Below are 19647 nucleotides of genomic sequence, written 5' to 3'. Positions count from 1 at the left end.
GCACCGTGCCTCCAGTCCGTGCGTGGGTCCTGTCAGACCACCAGCAGCGACGAGTACTGCGCCGACGAGAGCCGCTGCGCAGCCCCGCCAGCGGCGGGCACCCGCCAGAGTCCCGCGGACGGGCCACCGGCGATGTCCGCGAACACGTCACCGGCCCGGTCGGACGCACCGACGTTCGCACCGCGGTCGCCCGCGGTGAGCCCCGTCACGTGCTTCGTCACCGTCGTGCCGCCGGCGGAGCGGACGACCAGATCGACGATGCTCTTGTCGACCCCACAGCCCGGCGGACGGTACTCGGCGGGACTGGTGCACCACTCCTTGGACTGCAGGAGCGAGAACGTCTCCCCGTTGGTCGCGCCGTACTCGAACGCGAGCCGCGGCTCGGCCGAGACCGGGACGGTCGTGCCGGCACGCAGGACCCACCAGATGAAGGCTCCGGAAGCGCCCGGCGACTGCCAGCTGTAGTAGAGGTCGCCGTGGGCGTCGGCGATGACGGCGCGGACGTAGCCGATCACGCCGCTCGTCCCCGGCGTCACGACCCGGGTGGTCACGACTCCCGACGGCGAGGCGGTCTTCACCGAGGCGCCGCCCGGGTTGCTGGCCCACGTCGAGACCGTGCCGTCACGACCGACGGCCCAGTACGAGTCAGTGGCCCCGCTCGCCGGGGTCCCGAAGGACAGCCAGGGTTGCGCGACGCTCCCCTTGACCGGCAGTCGGTCGACGTTCCCGGTCACCGAGTCGATCCAGTACAGGTTGCCGGCGACGTCCGAGCGGAGGTCGGCGGTGAGGTGCAGGCCCGTCGCGAGGGTGCGAGCTGCGCCGCCACCCGCCGGGTACAGCAGGATCGAGGTCCGGTCGGCCGACGGGACGAAGACGTCACCGATGTCGTCGGCAGTGAACCCGGTGCCGGCTGCCGCGACGGTCTTCGCCGTGCCGGTGCCCGAGGTCGGGAACCGCACGACGGACCCGGAGGTGTCGAGCGCGTAGAGCGACTGCGCGACGGTCGTCGAGCGCGGGGCGGCGTAGCGGACGTGGACGGCTGGGCCCCAGCCCTTCGCACCCGACGCACGGACGGTCAGCGAGTACCGGGTGCCGGCGACGAGGTCACCGAACCGGTCGGAGCGGGCGACCGCGGGCAGGCGGTCGACGCCGTGGTCCGGCTGCCGGGAGGACGGCGAGATCTCGACCTTCCACCCCGTCACGGCTGCCCCGGCCCGGGGTGCGTTCCAGGTGAGGGTCGCGCCGTCTCCGGCTCCGCTGACCTGCACGGCGGTCGGGGCTCCCGGGAGCCTCGACGGGGGTGCGGCCACTGCTGGCGTCACTCCCCCGATGACGAGCGCCGCCGCCGCAGCGACGGTGAGTACGGCTTTGTACACGGTCGATCCCCTGTCGTCTCCGCGGATCCCTGCGCCACGGCTTCGGGTATCACATCACCGTGCGGGGAGGGTGCGGGGCGTCCGGGATCGATCGTGCGGTCCCGAGGAGTCCGACGTGCGCCATCCCGCAACGCCCGTGCGGGGTGCTGCGGGACGCGCAGGTCGGCTCAGTGGCGGGGCTTGCGCTCCGACCGGTCGTCGCGGTCCTCACGCGGGGCGCGCGGCCCGCGGTCGTCGCGCGGCGCACGGGGCCCACGGTCGTCACGGTCGAAGCGACGAGCACCGCCACCGCCACCACGGCGGTCCGGCTTGATCTCGATGAGCTTCCCGCTGATCCGGGTGTCCGTCAGGCGGTCGAGCACGCCGCGGTCCATGTCGGTCGGCAGCTCGACGATGGAGAAGTCCGGCTGGATGCGGATCGCGCCGAAGTCGTCGCGGCGGAGACCGCCCTCGTTCGCGAGCGCACCGACGATCTGACGCGGTTCGACCCGGTGGCGACGGCCGACCTCGATGCGGTAGGCGGTCATCGGCTGCGAGCGGCGCGGGCCGCGGTCCTCACGGCCGCCGCGGTCGTCGTCGCGGTCGCGGCGATCGCTGCCCCGGCCGTCACGGTCGACGCGGTTGCGCAGCTCGTCCGCCTTCGGGTCGAGCAGGAGCGGGTCCTCACCCTGGGCCACGACGGCCAGCGCAGCGGCGACGTCGTCGGCGGGGACGTCGTGGTGGTCGACGTAGTGCGCGATGATGTCGCGGAACGCCGAGATCCGGTCCTGCTGCTCGAGCGCCGCGGTGATGGCGTCGTCGAAGCGGGTGAGGCGGGTCTCGTTGACGTCCTCGATCGTCGGGAGCTGCATCTGCGTGAGCGGCTGCTTGGTGTGGCGCTCGATCGCCGAGAGCAGGCGGCGCTCACGCGGGGTGACGAAGCTGATCGAGTCGCCCTTGCGGCCGGCGCGACCGGTGCGACCGATGCGGTGCACGTAGGACTCGATGTCGACGGGGATGTCGAAGTTCACGACGTGCGTGATGCGGTCGACGTCGAGGCCGCGGGCGGCGACGTCGGTCGCGACGAGGATGTCGAGCTTGCCGGACTTCAGCTGGTTCACCGTGCGCTCGCGCTGGGCCTGTGCGACGTCACCGCTGATGGCTGCGGCGGCGTAGCCACGGGCACGGAGCTTCTCGGCGAGGGTCTCGGTCTCGCTCTTCGTGCGGACGAAGACGATCATGCCCTCGAAGTCCTCGACCTCGAGGATGCGGGTCAGGGCGTCGACCTTCTGCGGGTACGACACCATGAGGTAGCGCTGCGTGATGTTGGCCGCGGTCTTCGTCTTCGTCTTGACGGTGATCTCGGCGGGGTCGGACAGGTACTGCTGCGAGATGCGACGGATCTGCGCCGGCATCGTGGCCGAGAACAGCGCGACCTGCTTCTCGTCCGGGGTCTCCGCGAGGATCGTCTCGACGTCCTCGGCGAAGCCCATCTTGAGCATCTCGTCGGCCTCGTCGAGGACGAGGTACTTCAGCTCGGACAGGTCGAGGGTGCCCTTGGCGATGTGGTCCATGATGCGACCAGGGGTACCGACGACGACGTCGACACCGCGGCGCAGGGCGGACAGCTGCACGCCGTACGCCTGGCCGCCGTAGACGGGCAGCACGTGCACGTGCTTCATGTGCGACGCGAACTGCTCGAACGCCTCGCAGACCTGCAGGGCGAGCTCGCGGGTCGGGGACAGCACGAGCGCCTGCGGCACCTTGCTGCCCGCTTCCATGCGGGACAGGATCGGCAGCGCGAACGCCGCGGTCTTGCCGGTTCCGGTCTGCGCGAGGCCGACGACGTCGCGGCCGGCGAGAAGGGTGGGGATGGTGGCTTCCTGGATGGCGGAAGGGGTCTCGTAGCCTATGTCCTTGACGGCCTTGAGCACAGCATCGCTCAGGCCGAGGTCGGCGAAGGTCACCACTGGCCCGTCGTCGAGGGTCTCAGTGGTGGTGGCGGTGTCCGTGCTCATGCTCAAACGGTATCTCGATTCCGCCGTCAGCAGTGACGGACGTCAGGAACGGGGCGGGCCCGAACGGCGCCTCCAGGCCTGCCGGTGGGCACCTGTCGACCGTCGCCCGCGTGCTCAGGCCGGGTCGCTCGGCGCGGTCGCGCCGATGCCGAGCACGGCGTCGGCACGGTCGTTGAGGCGCGCGAGGAGCCCCGCGAGCGTGTGCAGCTCCCCGGTGGCGAACGCGTGCGTGAGGTCGTCGAAGACCTCGGCTCCGGCGACGTCGAGCGTGTCGAGCAGCTTCCGTCCGGCGGGGGCGATCGAGACGAGGCTGGCCCGTCCGTCGGCGGGATCGGGCGTCGTGCCGAGGTAGCCCGAGTCGACGAGCGATGCGACCCGGCGGCTGATCACCGGGCGGGACAGACCGGTCGCGTCCGAGATCGCCATCGAGCGGACGGCGCCGAAGTGGTCGACGGCCCGCAGGATCACGCGCGCCGTGGGGTCGAGCCCGCCGCGCGACTCGATGAGCGAGGAGCGGAGGGTCTGCCGCACCCACAGCCGGTCGAGCTGGGCGCGGAGGAGCCGTTCGGCGTCGTCCCGGTCGTCGGTCACGCTGCCAGCGTAGTGGGCACATTTAGTTGCTTGCTGGAAGCAATCGATGTAGCGTTGCGCGGTCTGCAAAGTTTCACAGCACGAAAAAGGAGTTCGATGACCGCCACCGCACCCGTCACGGTGCAGCACGGCCGGCACGCGACCGAGGCCACCACAGCCTCCGGCGCCCCCGGCCAGCAGCCGCTCATGACCCACCGCCAGATCCTCCTCGTGATCTACGGCCTGATGGCGGGCATGTTCTTGTCGTCCCTCGGCCAGACGGTGTTCGGCACGGCGATCCGGACGATCGGTGACGACCTGCACGGCCTCGACCAGCAGGCGTGGGTCACCACGGCCTACCTCATCACGTCGACCATCGCGACGCCGATCTACGGCAAGCTCTCCGACATCTTCGGTCGGCGCCCCCTCTACATCTTCGGCATCGTCGTCTTCATCCTCGGCGCCGTCCTGTCGTCGATGTCCACCTCGATGCTCATGCTCGCCGGCTTCCGCGCCGTCCAGGGCATCGGTGCGGGTGCGCTGATGTCGCTGCCGCTGGCGATCATGGGCGACATCCTCGCCCCGCGCGAGCGCGCCAAGTACCAGGGGTACTTCCTCGCCGTGTTCGGCATTTCCTCCGTGATCGGCCCGCTCATCGGCGGTCTGCTCGCCGGTACCTCCGAGATCCTGTGGATCACCGGGTGGCGCTGGGTGCTCCTCATCAACGTGCCGATCGGCATCGCCGCACTCATCATGGTGATCGTGTTCCTGCACCTGCCGAAGGTGCACGACAAGGCCGACAAGCCCAAGGTCGACTGGTGGGGCGCCACGGCGGTCATCGTCACCCTCGTCCCGCTCCTGCTCGTCGCCGAGCAGGGCCGCACCTGGGGCTGGGGCTCCCCCGCCGCCATCGCCTGCTACGTCGTCGGCGTCGTCGGGCTGGTCGGCCTGCTGCTCATCGAATCGAAGATGGGCGACGCGGCGATCATCCCGCTGAAGCTCTTCCGCTCGGGCACCTTCTCGATGGCGACCGTCATCGGCTTCCTCGTCGGCTTCGCGATGTTCGGCGCCATGCTGACCATCCCGCTCTACCTGCAGATCGTCGTCGGTCTCTCCCCGACCGAGTCCGGCTTCGCGACCCTGCCCCTCGTCGGTGGCCTCATGATCGCCTCGATCACGTCCGGTCAGATCGTCGCCCGCGTCGGGCGCTACCGGATCTTCCCGGTGATCGGCACCGGCCTGGTGTCCGTCGGCTACGTCGTCCTGACGTTCATGACGATCGACAAGCCGCTCTGGTTCCTGATGATCGGCATGTTCCTCATCGGCCTCGGGCTCGGGTCGGTCATGCAGTCGCTGACCCTCGCGTCGCAGGGCTCCGTCGAAGCGCGTGACATGGGCGTCGCGACGTCGTCCGCCACGTTCTTCCGCCAGATCGGTGGAACGCTCGGCACCGCCGTCCTGCTGTCGATCCTGTTCTCGGTGATGCCGGCGAACATCCTCAGCGCCACCGCGAACGAGAAGGACCTCGGCCCGGCGCTCGACGCCGCGCTCAACCCGACCGTCGCCAGCGCGAAGGCCAACCAGGGCGCCATGGACAAGATCTGGACGCCCGTCGTCACCCCGCTGACGAAGACCGTGCAGGCGCAGCTCGACGACGCCTCGGCGACGGCGAAGCAGGCCGCCGACGCCGCCGTCACCCAGCAGGTCACCGCGGCCGTGCAGCAGCAGGTCGCCGCCGGTGCCCTCCCCGCCGCCTCGGCGCAGGCCGCCATCGACCAGCAGGTCCGGGCCACGACGCCCGCGGCCGAGCAGTCCGCCCTCGAGCAGGTCGCGGACAAGGCGCACGCCAGCGTGCAGGACGGCACCGTGTCGGTCGACTGGTCCAACGCGTCGCAGCGGGAGTACTGGGTCGACGAGCTCACCCCCGACCTCGCGAAGAAGATCGACGACGGCAGCACGCAGAACGACAGCGCCACCAGCACGAACGACACCTCGTTCCTGACCGGTGCCGACAGCCGCCTCACCCGACCGTTCATGGCGGGCTTCAACGCCTCGTCCGTGACGATCTACTGGGTCGGACTCGGCGTCATCCTGCTCGCCTTCGTCCTCACCTGGTTCTTCCGGGTGCCGCCGCTGCGCCAGCGTTCCGCCCTGCAGGAGCGTGCCGACGCCGCCGGGTCGTCGTCGGACGAGCCGGACGCCGAGGCCGAACTCGAAGCGTCCGCCGGCATGGCTGCCGCCGAGGCGGGCTCCTTCACCGGTCCGATGACCGGATCCACGCCGACCCAGCGTCGGTGACCGACCGGGGCGTCCGTCCGTGCCCCCTTTCCGGGCGGGCGCCCCATCCACCACCAGCACCACCCGCACCACCTGCACCCAGGGAGACCACGTGATCACCACACCGGCAGCGGCCACGGCAACGGAGCCGTGCACGCTGCGCGAGCGCAAGAAGCAGCAGACGAGGCAGGCCCTGCACGACGCCGCCCTCACCCTCGTCTCGGCGAACGGCCTCGACGGGGTCACCGTCGAGCAGATCTGCGCCGACGCGGACGTGTCGCCGCGCACCTTCTTCAACTACTTCACGTCGAAGGCGCACGCGGCGCTCGGGCTCGACACCGTCGAGGTCCCGCCCGCCGCAGCCGAGTGGTTCGCAGCGGCCGATGGACGTCTGGTCGACGACCTCTGCGGGCTCGTCGCGCGGACCGTGCCGCTGTCGCAGGACCGCCGCCGGATGAAGGAGCTGCTCGTGCTCCGCCCCGAGATGACCCCGATGGTCATGCAGTGGATGGCCGAGTCGCGGCAGTCGATGCTGGCCGTCGTCGCATCGCGGACGGACGAGCAGACCGCCCGGACAGCGGTCGCGCTCGTCATGTCGGCGCTGTCCGAGGTGGCGCACCGGGAGACCGTGCGGAGCACCGAGGAGCTCGCCGCCCGCCTGCGTGGCGTGGTCGGCGAGATGGGGGCGCTGGCCGGCGCCTGAGGCTGGGCTGCGGTGGCCGGTGGCCGGTCGCCGTCGCGCGGTGTCGAGCCGGAACGACGAAGCCGATGTCGTACGACATCGGCTTCGTCGTTCGTTGCACGCGCGGGTGGTTGCAGACGCGCGGGAGCGACACCACCGCAGTCGTACGACATCGACGACGTCGCACCGAGTCGGCAGCACCCACGCCACGCGTCCGCCACACCTGGCCTGGAGGCGCGCCCCACCTCCGCCAGACCGGCGCAGCTCGACAGGCGGCGACCCCACCGCCCGCGGTGCGCCGAACCACAGGGTCGCGTTCGGCATCCCGCACGACTCCGTCGCGCGGCGTCCCCGCCACGGCCGAACGCCCCTAGGCTCGGCGCACCAGCCCGCGTGGCTGGCCGACCCGCGTCGCGGTGTGCAACGGCGCACACCGCGACGCGTCCACCGGGACCGCCCGCAGCGGCAGCCCGGGTTCCCACGGGGACGGGGTCAGGAGCGCGCGGGGAACGGGTCGACGAGCACCAGCTCGAGGTAGGCCCGGACCAGCTCGGGGACGTCGACCTCGTCAGAGTGGTAGAGCCACTGCACCTGGGCGCCGTCCTCGAGGGCGATGAGGCTGCGCGCCGCGACCGAGGGATCGACGCCGTGCCGCAGCGCGCCCCGGGCCTCCTCGTGTCGGAAGAACGCGAAGAGCGACTCGTACACCGTCCGGTACTGGTCGAGGAAGAGTTCGTGCGCAGGGTGCTCGGGGTCGACCGCGTCAGACGACAGCCCGGCGAACAGGGCGATGTACCCGGGGACCTCGGCGTTCTCCTCGGCGAGTTCGACGACCCGCGACGGGAGGCCCTCGTAGCCCTCGGCGTCGACGAGCCCGTGCCGTGCAGCCCGCTCCCGCCACGATTCGATGACCGCGTGCAGCAGCTCCTCCTTCGACCGGAAGTAGTGCACGAGCAGCGGGTGCGTGATGCCGGCCTCGGTCGCGATGTCGCGGAGGGAGACGGAACCGTACCCGCGCTGCCCGAACAGGCGTCCGGCGACCTCGATGATCTGATCGCGACGGGCCCGGCCCTTCGCACTCAGGGTCCGCTCGACGGCCTCGCTCATGGGACTCCTCGTCATGATCGTCGTGATTATTGACCACTCGGTAAAAACTGGTGTTACGCTCACCCCGCCCGCACTGCAGCGGGCGGAACCCGAGTCTATGGAGTCAACGATGACGACCCCCGCCCCCGACACCTCCCCCGCTCCTCGCCGCACCGCCGTCCCGATGACGACGGTCTCCCCGACCGTCGACAGCGCTCCCCGGGGGTACATCCCCTCACTCGGCGTCGCGACCTTCGCGGTGTTCCTGGCGCTCCTCACCCCGGCACTCGTCGGCCTGCAGCTGAAGCTCGTCGACCTCGTCGGCGTGCAGGCCGCTCCCGGTGCGCTCGGCCTCGTCGCCGCGGTCGGCGCGCTGTTCGCCCTCTTCGCGAACCCGCTCGCCGGGCGCCTGTCCGACCGCACGCTGTCCCGCTTCGGCCGCCGGCGCCCGTGGATCGTCGGCGGCGCCGTGGTCGGCACCCTCGCACTCGTCCTCATCGGGGTCGCGAACAGCGTCGCCCTCGTGCTCGTCGGGTGGTGCCTGGCACAGGCTGCGTTCAACGCCGCCCTCGCTGCGGTGACCGCGACCATGCCCGACCAGGTCCCGGAGCGCCAGCGCGGACGCGCCTCCAGCATCATGGGCATCGGCACCCCGCTCGCGATCCTGGTCGGGTCGGCCTCGGTGGCGCTGCTGCCGAGCGACGTGCTCCGGTTCGCGGTGCCCGGCATCATCGCGCTCCTCGGCTGCCTGCTCTTCGCGGCAGTGCTGCAGGACCGCCGAGCCCGTCCGGACGAGCGGCCGCCGTTCGACCTGCGCGGCTTCTTCGGCTCGTTCGTCTTCAACCCCCGCAAGAACCCGGACTTCGCCTGGAACTGGCTCAGCCGCTTCCTGATGTTCTTCGGTTACACCGGCATCGGGTCCTACCTGGCGTTCTTCGTGCTCGAGCGGTTCGCGGTCCCCGATGACCAGGTCGCCGGGGTCATCCTGCTCGCGAACGTGTGCAGCGTGATCGGCATGGTCGCGGCGAGCATCGTCGGCGGTGCCCTGAGTGACCGGATCGGGATGCGCCGACCGTTCGTCGCCGCGGCGGGCCTCATCATGGTCGCCGGCCTCGTCGTGCTGGCGTTCGCCCCGTCGCTCGGCGTGCTCTACGCCGCCGAGGCCCTCATCGGCATCGGCTTCGGCTCGTACCTCGCCGTCGACCTCGCCCTCGCGACCTCGGTCCTGCCGAACGAGGCAGACCGGGCGAAGGACCTCGGTGTCCTCAACATCGCGAACGCGCTGCCGCAGTCGATCGCCCCCGCGGTCGCCCCGGCCGTGATCGCCGCCGGTGCCGCGCTGCCGTTCGGCGGCTACAGCACCTGGTTCCTCCTCGGAGCGCTCGTCGCAGCAGTGGGTGCGCTCCTCGTCTACCGCGTGAAGGGCGTCCGATGACCAGCACCACCCCGAGCACCAGCTCCAGCTCCAGCACCACCCCGAGCACCGACGAGCCGTACCGCGACCCGGCCGTCCCGCTCGAGGACCGCGTCACGGACCTCCTCGACCGCATGACCATCGAGGAGAAGGCGGGGCTCATGTTCCAGCACATGATCGTCGTCGGTGAGGACGGCGAGCTCGCCGGTCCAGTCCCGGGCACCACCATCCCCGGCACCGTCGAAGCCGTCGACGACCTGCACATGACCCACTTCAACCTGCTCGGCCCGGCTCCTGAACCGGCGCAGCTCGCGGCCTGGCACAACCGGCTGCAGGAACGGGCGGCCGCGACCCGGCTCGGCATCCCGGTCACCCTGTCCACCGACCCCCGGCACCACTTCACCGAGAACCTCGGCACAGCGGCCGCTGCCGGAGCCTTCTCGCAGTGGCCGGAGACACTCGGACTCGCCGCACTGCGGGACGCCCAACTCGTCGAGCGGTTCGCCGACATCGCTCGCCAGGAGTACCTCGCCGTCGGACTCCGTGCTGCCCTCCACCCGCAGATCGACCTGTCCACGGAGTACCGCTGGTCGCGCATCAGCGGCACCTTCGGTGAGGACGCCGACCTGACCGGTGAACTCGTCGCCGCCTACATCCGTGGCTTCCAGGGTGCGGAGCTCGGCCCGGAGTCGGTGTCCACGATGACGAAGCACTTCCCCGGCGGCGGGCCGCAGAAGGACGGTGAGGACCCGCACTTCCCCTACGGCAGGGAGCAGGTCTACCCGGCCGGCCGGTTCGAGTACCACCTCGCGCCGTTCCGGAAGGCCCTCGCCGCCGGCGCGTCACAGATCATGCCCTACTACGGGATGCCGATCGACACCGAGCTCGAGGAGGTCGCCTTCGCCTTCAACCGCCAGGTGATCACCGGCCTCCTGCGTGAGGAGCTCGGCTTCGACGGCATCGTCTGCACCGACTGGGGCCTCATCACGGACGGCCTGCTCTTCGGCGAGCCGGCGGTCGCCCGCGCCTGGGGCGTGGAGCACCTCGACGAGCTCTCCCGCGTGCAGCGCATCATCGAGGCTGGCTGCGACCAGTTCGGCGGCGAGTCCCGTCCCGAGCTCGTGATCGAGCTCGTCCGGACCGGTCGCGTCACCGAGGAACGGATCGACGTGTCCGTCCGCCGGCTGCTCCGCGAGAAGTTCCGGCTCGGCCTGTTCGAGGACCCGTACGTCGACGTGGACCGGGCGCCCGAGGTCGTGGGCCGCGCCGACTTCGTCGCGGCGGGTGAGGCAGCCCAGCGTGCGGCACTGACGCTGCTCCGCAACGAAGGCGCCGTGCTCCCCCTGTCCGCGGATGCGCGGGTCTGGGTCGAGGGGCTGGACACGTCCGGGAGCAGCGGAGCCGACGTCGTGGACGACCTGTCCGACGCGGACGTGGCCGTCATCCGCCTCCGCGCCCCGTACGACGAGCGACCGGGTCGGTTCGAGAGCATGTTCCACGCCGGCTCGATCGACTTCCCCGAGGCGACGATCGCGCACGTCCGCGACGTCGCGGCGCAGGTCCCGACGGTCGTGGTCGTCTACCTCGACCGCCCCGTGGTGCTCAGCCCACTCGCCGAGGTCGCGTCAGCCCTGGTCGTCGAGTTCGGCGCGAGCGACGCGGCCGTCACCGACGTGCTCGTCGGTGCTGCGGAGCCGCAGGGCGCGCTGCCCTTCGACCTGCCGCGTTCCACGGCGGCCGTGGTTGCCAGCCCGAGCGACGCACCGTTCTCGACCGCGGACCCGCTGCACCGGTTCGGGGACGGGCTGCGGTACTGAACGCACCCGGCTGACGGACTGGAGGCACGGTGGCGGCTGGCACCGTGCCTCCAGTCCGTCCGGGGTCACGTCAGACGTGGGCCAGCGGGTCCAGCTGTTCCGGGGTCGCGTCCGCTGCCGCCGTGGAGCGGCTGAGCGCTTCGTGTCGCTCGTCCTCCGCGAGGAGTGCCCGACCGGCTTCGGTCGCGATCGTGTAGGCGTCCGGGCCGACGAGCAGCCGGAGCGGAGGCTCGTCCATCGCGACGACCTCGAGCACGAGGCCCGCGACCAGGTCCGGGTCGCTCGCGCCGATCGCCGCCCCGCCGTGCATCTGCGCCGAGACGCCCACCGTGGGCTCGTACTCCGGACGGATCGACGCGACCCGCATCGAGGAGCCGGCCCAGTCGGTGCGCATGCCGCCCGGCTCGAGCACGGTGACCCGGACACCGAGCGGGGCGACCTCGGCGGCGAGCACCGAGGAGAACCCACCGACCGCCCACTTCGCGGTCTGGTACGCGCCGAGGCCGGGAGTGGCGAGGCGCCCGCCCACCGACGACACCTGCACGACGTGACCGGCACCCTGCTCCCGCATCACCGGGAGCACCGCCTGCGTGAGCGTGACGACGCCGAACAGGTTCGTCTCGACCTGGGCACGGAAGTCGTCGGGGTCGACGTCCTCGATGCTGGCGAGGTTGGCGTACCCGGCGTTGTTGACGAGGACGTCGAGTCGGCCGAAGCGGTCGACCGCAGTGCGGACCGCTGCCCGTGCCGCGTCGGCGTCGGTGACGTCGAGGGCGACCGGGACGAGTGCGGCGCCGTCGGGCACCACGAGGTCGTCGAGGGCGCGGATGTCGCGGACACCGGCGACGACCTGGTGGCCGGCGGCGAGGGCGGCGGTGACGATCGAGCGGCCGAGGCCACGGGAGGCGCCGGTGACGAGGAAGACGGACATGAGCAGTTCCTTACTGAACGGTTGGTTGACAGTCTCATGCAACACCCGGACCTATCACTTGTCAACCATCCGGTTGATAGTCTGTGGCGATGCCCATGCCCCGTGACGCCGACGCCACCCGCGCCCGACTCCTCACCGCCGCGCGCGACGAGTTCGCCGCGGTCGGGATCGCCGGCGCCCGGGTGGATCGGATCGCCGCCGCCGCCGCGAGCAACAAGGCGCAGATCTACCACTACTTCGGCAGCAAGGACGGACTGTTCGACGCGGTCTTCGACGCCATGGTGGCGGAGACGCTCGACGAGGTGACGATCGACCCCGACGACCTGGCCGAGTACGCCGGACGCCTGCACGACTCGTACGCCCGCCGGCCGTGGGTGCAGCGGCTGGCGACCTGGTACCGGCTGGAGCGCGGCGACACCGAGCAGCCGATCGACGCCGTGGTCCGGAGCAACGCGGGGAAGCTCCGGGCGATCGAGGAGGCCCAGGCGGCGGGCCGGGTGCCGACCACCTTCACCCCGGCAGAGCTCCTCGGCATCGTGATCCACACTGCGGCGCTGTGGAACGGGGCGACACCGGAGTACGCGCGCCTCACCGACGACGTCGGGGCCGCTCGGCGCCGGGCCGTCGTGGTGGCCGCCGTCGCGGCCGTCGTCCGCGCCTGACCGCCCAGGGCGTACCAGGTCGATCCGCGCGTACCAGGTCGATCCGCGCGTACCAGGTCGATCCGCGCGTACCAGGTCGATCCGCGCGTACCAGGTCGATCCGCGCGTACCAGGTCGATCCGCGCGTACCAGGCAAGAAGTTCTGACCCAGTACGCGCGATTCCGCCTTCGATTGCGCGCGCGATGGGAGGGAACGTCCGAAGGGGCCGACGGACGGACTGGAGGCGCGGTGCCAGCTGGCACCGCGCCTCCAGTCCGTCAGGGGGTGACGCTGGTCAGACGACCGACCAGCCACCGTCGCTCGGCAGCACCGCCCCGTTCACGTTGGCCGAGTCGTCACTTAGGAGCCAGGTGATGGCGGCGGCGAGCTGCCCCGGCTGGGCGACCGGCGGGATCGCGACCTGCATGATCGGCCCGACGCGCCCCGCGGCGTACTCGCTCCGCATCGGCGCCTCGATGTTCGTCGCGACGGCACCCGGCGCGACCGCGTTCGCGCGGATGCCCTGCGGCCCGTGGAAGAACGCGACGCTCTTGGTGAACCCGGCGATCGCGTGCTTCGACGCCGTGTACGCGGCACCCGCGGCGGAGGCACGGAGCGCGGCTTCGGAGGCCACGTTCACGATGGCTCCGCGGCCGGCGGCGATCATGTGCGGCAGGACGGCACGGGTGAGCCGCATCGGGCCGGTGACGTTCACGCTGAAGACGCGGTCCCAGGTGGCGTCGTCGACCTCGCTCGGCGGCAGGAACGCGTCCATGATGCCGGCGACGTTCGCGAGCCCGTCGATCCGCTCCCCCGCGGCGGCGATCAGCGCGTCGATCGTCTCGGTCGCGGCGACGTCGCCGACGACGGTCTCGAGCGCGAGGCCGTCGAGTTCCTCGCGCAGGGCGTCGAGGCGTTCGGCGACGACGTCGGTCGCGATCACCCGCGCGCCCTCGTTCGCCAGACGTGTCGCCGTGGCGCGTCCGATCCCGGAACCCGCTCCGGTGACGATGATGGTCCTGCCGGTGAACCGTCCGGCGGTGGTGTCGGTCATGTGGTCTCCTCTTCGAGAGGCGCTCGCTGCGCCGACATCGTTATAACACTCAGTGCCGAAAGGACCCCATGAGTTCCACGAGCGACCGGCCGACCGGACGACCCCGGACGATCGACCCGGACGAGGTGTCCCTGGTCGCGCTCCGCCTGTTCGACGAGCAGGGCTTCGACGAGGTGTCGATGGACGACGTCGCCGCGGCCGCCGGGATCAGCCGTCGCTCGCTGTTCCGGTTGTTCCCGAGCAAGGCCGCCCTCGTCTGGGGCGGGCTCGAGGAGTTCGCCGCACGCTTCACCGAGGCGCTCCGCTCCCGGCCCGCCGACGAGCCGTCCGGGGTGGCCCTCCGCGCCGCCTACCGCGTCGGCGCGTCCTTCCCGGACGAGACCGTCGAGGTGACCCGGCACCGCCTCCGGGTCATCCGGGCGAATCCGTCACTGCAGCGCGGCGGGGACGCGACGATCACGTCCCTGACGGACGCGATCGTGCGCTTCGTCGCCGAGCGGGACGGCGGCTCGGTCGACGACCTCGCCGTGGTGGTGCGGGCGAACAGTCTCGCCGCGGCGACCAGCACGGCGCTCAGCTGGTGGGCGACGCACGGCGAGGGTCGCCCGGCGGACGTCGTCGACCGGGCGATCGACCTGCTCGGCTGACGGAGCATCCGACCGACCCTGGTGGACACCCCGGTGCGGTGCGGCGGTATCGTCCCGGCATGAACGTGCACGGGCCCTCGCCCTACTTCCAGTTCGACGGCACCGCGCGGCAGGCGCTCGAGCGCTGGCAGCAGGTGTTCGGCGGCGAGGTCCGCGTCTCGACCTTCGCCGAGTTCTCGCGGACGGACGGCCCCGCCGACGCGGTCGCGCACGGACAGCTCGCCGGCCCGCTGGAGCTCTTCGCCGCCGACGCGGCGACGGGTGAGGCCCCGTTCCAGGCGACCGGCGTGCTGTTCTCGTTGCTCGGCGCCGCGGAACCCGACGTGCTGCGGGGGTGGTTCGCCGACCTCGCCACGGACGGCACCGTGGTGGATCCGCTGCAGGAGCGGCCGTGGGGCGACTGGGACGGGATCGTCCGCGACGCCTTCGGGGTGACCTGGCTGATCGGGTTCGAGCGGTCCGCGCTGCGCTGAGACCGGGGCGCTACCGCGCGTCCACGGCGAACAGCGGTGCCCAGTAGGCGTCGGGTCCGTCCGCGACCACGGCCTCGCGGTCGAAGCGGTACCCGTATTGCTCGACGAAGTCCGCCGCGGCGGCCTGCTCGTCCTCGGCGTCGTCGTGCGCGGCGTCGAACAGGTACACGCCGTGCCCCATCGCGACCCCCGCGTCACTGATCACCGACAGGTCCCAGCGGCCGGCCTCGGCACGCTCGATCCGGACGACGGCGGCCTGGGAATCGGTGAAGTCAGCCATGCCGCGAGCATACGGACGACACGGCGGGGACGTTCAGCCTAGGGTGGCTCCATGACTGCGACGGTGCGGCAGGTGCAGGTGACGTTCGACTGTGCGGACCCGGAGCGGGTGGCCCGGTTCTGGTGCGAGGTGCTCGGGTACGTGGTGCCCGCACCGCCACCCGGCTTCGACTCGTGGGACGCGTTCGACCAGTCGCTCCCGCCCGAGGCGCAGGGCTCCGCGTTCGCCTGCCAGGATCCGAACGGCGCCGGCCCACGCCTGTTCTTCCAGCGCGTCCCGGAGGGCAAGGTCGTGAAGAACCGCGTCCACCTCGACGTCCGAGTCGGCACCGGCCTGGTCGGCGAGGAGCGACTCGCCGCGCTCGACGCCGAGAGCGACCGGCTCGTCGCGCTCGGGGCAACGCAGTTCCGTCGGATGCCCGCCGACGGGATCAACGAGTCCTGCATCGTCATGCAGGACGTCGAGGGCAACGAGTTCTGCCTCGACTGATGCGGCCACTCCCACGGACCATGCGGACGGCACGGCTCGTGCTGGACGGCTGGCGGACGGGCGACGACGCCGCCGAGGGAACCGACGCGCACTGGTACGCCGAACTCGTCGCCGAACGGAGCGCAGCCGCCGCCCGGCGCGGTGAGCCGCCGACCCCGCGCACCTCGGGACGCCCCACCCCGGACGGCGCTGCACAGTCGGTCCGCACCCTCGCCGCGACCATCGGCACGCCGCTCCCGCTCCATCCGGTCCGGCACACGGCCACCGGCGCAGCGCTCGGGTACTGCGGGCTCGTCGTGGGCCGGTCCACCGCGGCGGAACCCGAGCTCGCCTACGAGTTCCTCGAGGCGGCACACGGTCAGGGGTACGCCACCGAAGCCGCCACCGCGGTCGTCGCGGCGGCACGCGCCGTCGGCTACCGGCGGCTCTGGGCCACGATCCGCGCGTGGAACGCTGCGTCGTTCGGTGTCGCCGGCCACCTCGGGTTCGTCCGCGACGCCGCTGCCACGGCAGCGCACCCCGAGCCCGACGACGGCCGCGGCGAGCAGGTCTGGAACCGTCTCGACCTCTGAGCGGGCAGTGACGGCGCGTCGTGGACGCGCGCACTTCTGGGCCTGGAGGCGCGGTGCGGCCTGGCACCGTGCCTCCAGGCCCTAGTCTGTGAGCCGCCCGTCTGTACGAGCAGACAGGCGACGAGTGGAGGAACGGTCATGTCAGTCGGGTTGCTCGCCGTGGTGGACGACATCCTCGCCGCCGCCCTGAAGGCCAGCGCGAAGACCGCGGGCGTCGTCATCGACGACGCCGCCGTGACGCCGCAGTACGTGCAGGGCCTCGCACCGGCACGCGAACTGCCGGTCGTCGGCCGCATCGCCCTGGGCAGCCTCTTCAACAAGTTCGTCATCATCCTGCCGCTGGCGCTCCTGCTCTCCGCGTTCGCGCCGTGGGTGCTGCCGTGGTTGCTCGTGCTCGGCGGCACCTACCTGTGCTTCGAGGGCGCCGAGAAGGTCACCGAGTGGTTCGGCGTCCACCACGACGAGGGCGGCTCCGACGTCGTCGCCGAGCCGAAGCTGGTGTTCGGCGCCATCCGCACGGACCTCATCCTCAGCACCGAGATCATGCTCATCGCGCTGGACAGCCTCGACCCGGACCTCGGCCTCTGGCAGACCGTCGGTGCCCTCGCCGTGATCGCCCTCGCGATGACCCTGCTCGTCTACGGTGCCGTCGCACTCCTCGTGAAGGTCGACGACATCGGCCTGCAGATGATGAAGAACCCCGTCCGGCGCACCCGTCGGGCCGGCGCTCGGATCGTCCGCGCCATGCCCGCGGTCTTCCGGGTGATCAGCGTCGTCGGCACCGTGGCGATGCTCTGGGTCGGCGGACACCTCGTCATCGCGAACCTCGCGGAGACGTTCTGGCACGGGCCGGAGGACCTGCTGCACGCGATCGAGCATGCGGTCGAGGCCGCCGGGCCGGTCGTGACGTGGATCGTCGACACCGCTGTTTCCGCGGTGTTCGGGCTCGTGCTCGGCATGGTCGTCGTCGGGATCGTGCTCGGCATCGGTCGGCTGCGGGGGCGCGCCGCGCACTGAACGCGCCGGATGCCGCCCGGTCCGTCGCGAGCAGTGAGCGCGCCGAGAGCGACGCCCGCCGCGGTGCTCCGTGCGCCGGGTCAGCCCGCGGCGACGACAGGGCGACGAGCGGGACGCCGTGCGGGGCGGTGCCAGACCAGCGCGCGCTGCTCCGGGTCCCGGGCAAGCCGGAGCACCCGCAGGACGACGATGTCGTGGTCGCCCGCACGGTGCGTGGCCTCGACGCGGCACTCGAGCCAGGTGTGCGACCCGGCGATGAACACACCACCGCCGTCGGTGTCGGTGTGCTCGATGCCGTCGAGCCGTCGCCCTCGATCGCGGGACGCCAGCTGCCGGGTGTGCGGCGCGTGCGCGTCCGAGAGCACCGACAGGCCGAGCACGGGCACGTCGCGGAGGTCGGGCCACGTCGTGGACGAGTGCTGCACGGCCACGGACACGAGCGGCGGGTCGTACGAGACGCCGACGGTGAAGGACGTGGCGACCATCACCACCGGTGCCCCGTCGACCCGGGCGGCGATCGCGGCGACGACCGAGGGGACCTCGGCAGCTGCCTCGCGGATGTCGAGCGGGTCGTCGGTGAAGGCGTCGTGCACGGTGGACTCCTCGGTCAGGGGCGGGTGAGCAGGGCACGGGCACGGCGCTCGTCGTCGCGCATCGCGGCGACGAGGGCGTCCGGGCCGCGGAAGGTGCGCTGGCGACGGAGCCGCCGGCCGACGGTGAGTTCGACCGGGATGCCGTACAGGTCGCCGGCGAAGTCCAGCACGTGGACCTCGACGGTGCGGGGGCGGTCCGGGAAGGTGCTGTTGCTGCCGATCGACACGAGGGCCTGTCGTGGCACGGGCCAGGCCGGCGCGCTGAGGGAGCCGACGTAGACGCCGTCCGCGGGGACGTCGCCGCGGACGTCGGGCAGCAGGTTCGCGGTCGGGAAGCCGAGGCCATGGCCCACTCCGGCGCCGTGGACGACCTCGCCGGTGAGCACCGCCACCGTGCTCGGACGGCCCGGCAGGAGCGCCGCTGCCGCCACGGCACCCACCGCGACCACGGCGAGGACTCCCAGCGCGACGGCGTCGGTCGCGACCGCGAGCAGCGCCGCCGTCACCGTGCTGCCGAGCACCGCGCCGAGCTGCTTGACCGTGTTGAACGTGCTCGAGGCTGCCCCGATCGTCCCCGGCCCGGCGCCGAGCACGGCGGCGAGCGAGAACGGCGACCAGACGAACGCGTTCGCGATCCCGAACCCGGTGAACGCGGTCGCGACGGCCCAGAGGGGTGCGGCCGTCCCGACGAGCAGGGCGGTCAGCGCGACCGACACGACGAGCAGCGCACCGCCCACGGCCGCAGTGGCCCGGGGACCGCCGGTGTTCGTCAGGCGCCCGACGAACGGAGCGGCCGCGAGGCAGGCGATCCCCATCGGGACGAGCACGAGCGCTGCCTCCCCCGCGCCGAGCCCACGGCTGCCCTGCAGGTCGAGCATCAGCGGGATCGGTGCCGAACCGACGCAGAACGACGCCGCTGCCGCTCCCCACGACCCGGTCACGAAGCCGCGGTCACGGAACAACCCGAGCGGGACGAGCGCCCGATCGCCCGATCCGCGCTGCACGACGAGCACCGCGGCGACCACGAGTGCGCCGAGCAGCACCAGACCGATCCGCGGGAGGGGCTGCGCGAGGACGCCGTCGTCGGTGCCCTGCACGCCGACCACGACGGCGAGCACACCGACGGTCACCCCGAGGACCGCCGGCAGCGGCAGCGGGACCCGGATCCGTCGGGACAGCGGGACGAACCGGAGCACGGCGACCGCGGTGAGCACCCCGACGGGGACGTTCACGAGGAACACCGACGGCCAGCCCCACGCCTCGACGAGGACCCCGCCGACGATCGGACCGGCCACCGTGGCGGCGCCACCGCCGGCGCTCCAGACGGCGAGCGCGACGGCGAGCCGGGGCGGGTCGAACAGCGACCGGATGATCGTCAGGCACTGCGGCGTCAGTAGTGCGGCGCCGACGCCCTGCACGGCCCGCCAGGCGATGAGCGCGCCGATGCCGGGGGCGAACGCGCAACCGACGGACGCGAGCGTGAACACGGCGAGCCCGACCAGGTACAGCCGGCGGTGCCCGAACCGGTCGCCGAGCCGCCCGGCGACGAGGAGCGGCACGGCGTACGCGAACAGGTAGGCGCTGTTCACCCACACCGCGGTCGAGGGGTCCGCGTCGAGATCACCGGCGACGGCGGGCAGTGCCACGGAGACGATCGTGCTGTCGAGCAGCAGCATGAAGAAGCCGAGGCAGAGCCCGCCGAGCGCGAGCCACCGACGGGCCGGGGTCAC

19 protein-coding genes are annotated in these 19647 nt (G+C 72.0%); 10 read left to right on the top strand and 9 right to left on the bottom strand.

Annotation, left to right across the window (positions count from 1 at the left end):
- Positions 1 to 32: 32 nt before the first annotated feature.
- The 3 genes from BLT36_RS06810 to BLT36_RS18670 all read right to left on the bottom strand — a co-directional run bounded on the left by BLT36_RS06810 (position 33) and on the right by BLT36_RS18670 (position 3964).
- Positions 33 to 1376 (bottom strand): fibronectin type III domain-containing protein, encoded by a 1344-nt coding sequence (locus BLT36_RS06810; RefSeq protein WP_175529521.1) that lies wholly within the window; start codon positions 1374 to 1376, stop codon positions 33 to 35.
- A 167-nt stretch (positions 1377 to 1543) separates the two neighbouring features.
- On the bottom strand, positions 1544 to 3373 hold the full coding sequence (locus BLT36_RS06805) for a DEAD/DEAH box helicase (RefSeq protein WP_092093214.1): 1830 nt from the start codon (positions 3371 to 3373) through the stop codon (positions 1544 to 1546).
- 114 nt (positions 3374 to 3487) lie between these two features.
- Positions 3488 to 3964: a MarR family winged helix-turn-helix transcriptional regulator gene (locus tag BLT36_RS18670; RefSeq protein WP_175529520.1), complete on the bottom strand. Its 477-nt coding sequence runs from the start codon at positions 3962 to 3964 to the stop codon at positions 3488 to 3490.
- Positions 3965 to 4060: 96 nt separating this feature from the next.
- Here BLT36_RS18670 and BLT36_RS06795 point away from each other — a divergent pair, with 96 nt between their 5' ends.
- Together BLT36_RS06795 and BLT36_RS06790 are read left to right on the top strand one after the other, a co-directional pair.
- Positions 4061 to 6241 (top strand): MDR family MFS transporter, encoded by a 2181-nt coding sequence (locus BLT36_RS06795; protein WP_092093211.1) that lies wholly within the window; start codon positions 4061 to 4063, stop codon positions 6239 to 6241.
- Between the two features lie 91 nt (positions 6242 to 6332).
- Positions 6333 to 6923 (top strand): TetR/AcrR family transcriptional regulator, encoded by a 591-nt coding sequence (locus BLT36_RS06790; protein WP_092093209.1) that lies wholly within the window; start codon positions 6333 to 6335, stop codon positions 6921 to 6923.
- A gap of 471 nt (positions 6924 to 7394) precedes the next feature.
- Here the strand turns inward: BLT36_RS06790 and BLT36_RS06785 are convergent, their stop codons facing one another.
- On the bottom strand, positions 7395 to 8009 hold the full coding sequence (locus BLT36_RS06785; RefSeq protein WP_175529519.1) for a TetR/AcrR family transcriptional regulator: 615 nt from the start codon (positions 8007 to 8009) through the stop codon (positions 7395 to 7397).
- On the opposite strand from BLT36_RS06785, the gene BLT36_RS06780 reads away from it, so the two are divergent.
- On the top strand, positions 8008 to 9423 hold the full coding sequence (locus BLT36_RS06780; RefSeq protein WP_092093204.1) for an MFS transporter: 1416 nt from the start codon (positions 8008 to 8010) through the stop codon (positions 9421 to 9423). The genes BLT36_RS06785 and BLT36_RS06780 overlap by 2 nt on opposite strands.
- Positions 9420 to 11219: a glycoside hydrolase family 3 protein gene (locus BLT36_RS06775; RefSeq protein WP_092093201.1), complete on the top strand. Its 1800-nt coding sequence runs from the start codon at positions 9420 to 9422 to the stop codon at positions 11217 to 11219. The genes BLT36_RS06780 and BLT36_RS06775 overlap by 4 nt, the downstream gene beginning before the upstream one ends.
- A 70-nt stretch (positions 11220 to 11289) precedes the next feature.
- Here the strand turns inward: BLT36_RS06775 and BLT36_RS06770 are convergent, their stop codons facing one another.
- Positions 11290 to 12150, bottom strand: a complete 861-nt coding sequence (locus tag BLT36_RS06770) for an SDR family NAD(P)-dependent oxidoreductase (protein WP_092093198.1) — start codon at positions 12148 to 12150, stop codon at positions 11290 to 11292.
- 89 nt (positions 12151 to 12239) lie between these two features.
- On the opposite strand from BLT36_RS06770, the gene BLT36_RS06765 reads away from it, so the two are divergent.
- Positions 12240 to 12812 (top strand): TetR/AcrR family transcriptional regulator, encoded by a 573-nt coding sequence (locus tag BLT36_RS06765; RefSeq protein ID WP_254787381.1) that lies wholly within the window; start codon positions 12240 to 12242, stop codon positions 12810 to 12812.
- A 275-nt stretch (positions 12813 to 13087) separates the two neighbouring features.
- Here BLT36_RS06765 and BLT36_RS06760 read toward each other — a convergent pair whose 3' ends face one another.
- Complete coding sequence (locus tag BLT36_RS06760) at positions 13088 to 13846, bottom strand: SDR family NAD(P)-dependent oxidoreductase (protein WP_092093195.1); 759 nt, start codon at positions 13844 to 13846, stop codon at positions 13088 to 13090.
- Positions 13847 to 13914: 68 nt separating this feature from the next.
- Here BLT36_RS06760 and BLT36_RS06755 point away from each other — a divergent pair, with 68 nt between their 5' ends.
- Together BLT36_RS06755 and BLT36_RS06750 are read left to right on the top strand one after the other, a co-directional pair.
- Positions 13915 to 14493, top strand: coding sequence for a TetR family transcriptional regulator (locus tag BLT36_RS06755; RefSeq protein ID WP_092093192.1), 579 nt, complete (start codon positions 13915 to 13917; stop codon positions 14491 to 14493).
- A 59-nt stretch (positions 14494 to 14552) separates the two neighbouring features.
- On the top strand, positions 14553 to 14966 hold the full coding sequence (locus BLT36_RS06750; RefSeq protein ID WP_092093190.1) for a VOC family protein: 414 nt from the start codon (positions 14553 to 14555) through the stop codon (positions 14964 to 14966).
- A gap of 10 nt (positions 14967 to 14976) precedes the next feature.
- Here BLT36_RS06750 and BLT36_RS06745 read toward each other — a convergent pair whose 3' ends face one another.
- Positions 14977 to 15246, bottom strand: a complete 270-nt coding sequence (locus BLT36_RS06745; RefSeq protein WP_092093187.1) for a hypothetical protein — start codon at positions 15244 to 15246, stop codon at positions 14977 to 14979.
- Positions 15247 to 15297: 51 nt separating this feature from the next.
- On the opposite strand from BLT36_RS06745, the gene BLT36_RS06740 reads away from it, so the two are divergent.
- The 3 genes from BLT36_RS06740 to BLT36_RS06730 all read left to right on the top strand — a co-directional run bounded on the left by BLT36_RS06740 (position 15298) and on the right by BLT36_RS06730 (position 17324).
- Positions 15298 to 15735: a VOC family protein gene (locus BLT36_RS06740; protein WP_092093184.1), complete on the top strand. Its 438-nt coding sequence runs from the start codon at positions 15298 to 15300 to the stop codon at positions 15733 to 15735.
- A 20-nt stretch (positions 15736 to 15755) separates the two neighbouring features.
- The gene (locus tag BLT36_RS06735; protein ID WP_092093182.1) at positions 15756 to 16307 is read left to right on the top strand and encodes a GNAT family N-acetyltransferase; all 552 of its coding nucleotides are present in this window, start codon (positions 15756 to 15758) and stop codon (positions 16305 to 16307) included.
- Between the two features lie 138 nt (positions 16308 to 16445).
- Positions 16446 to 17324: a DUF808 domain-containing protein gene (locus tag BLT36_RS06730; protein ID WP_092093179.1), complete on the top strand. Its 879-nt coding sequence runs from the start codon at positions 16446 to 16448 to the stop codon at positions 17322 to 17324.
- An 80-nt stretch (positions 17325 to 17404) separates the two neighbouring features.
- Here the strand turns inward: BLT36_RS06730 and BLT36_RS06725 are convergent, their stop codons facing one another.
- Together BLT36_RS06725 and BLT36_RS06720 are read right to left on the bottom strand one after the other, a co-directional pair.
- Positions 17405 to 17917, bottom strand: a complete 513-nt coding sequence (locus tag BLT36_RS06725; protein ID WP_254787380.1) for a flavin reductase family protein — start codon at positions 17915 to 17917, stop codon at positions 17405 to 17407.
- A 14-nt stretch (positions 17918 to 17931) separates the two neighbouring features.
- Positions 17932 to 19647 carry an MDR family MFS transporter gene (locus tag BLT36_RS06720; RefSeq protein WP_254787377.1) on the bottom strand — a complete coding sequence of 572 codons (1716 nt, stop codon included), beginning with the start codon at positions 19645 to 19647 and terminating at the stop codon, positions 17932 to 17934.

This window comes from Curtobacterium sp. UNCCL20 (assembly GCF_900101675.1).
GTDB lineage: Bacteria > Actinomycetota > Actinomycetes > Actinomycetales > Microbacteriaceae > Curtobacterium.
Note: the sequence above shows the minus strand (reverse complement) of the source record. Positions and strands in the feature narration are given on the sequence as shown.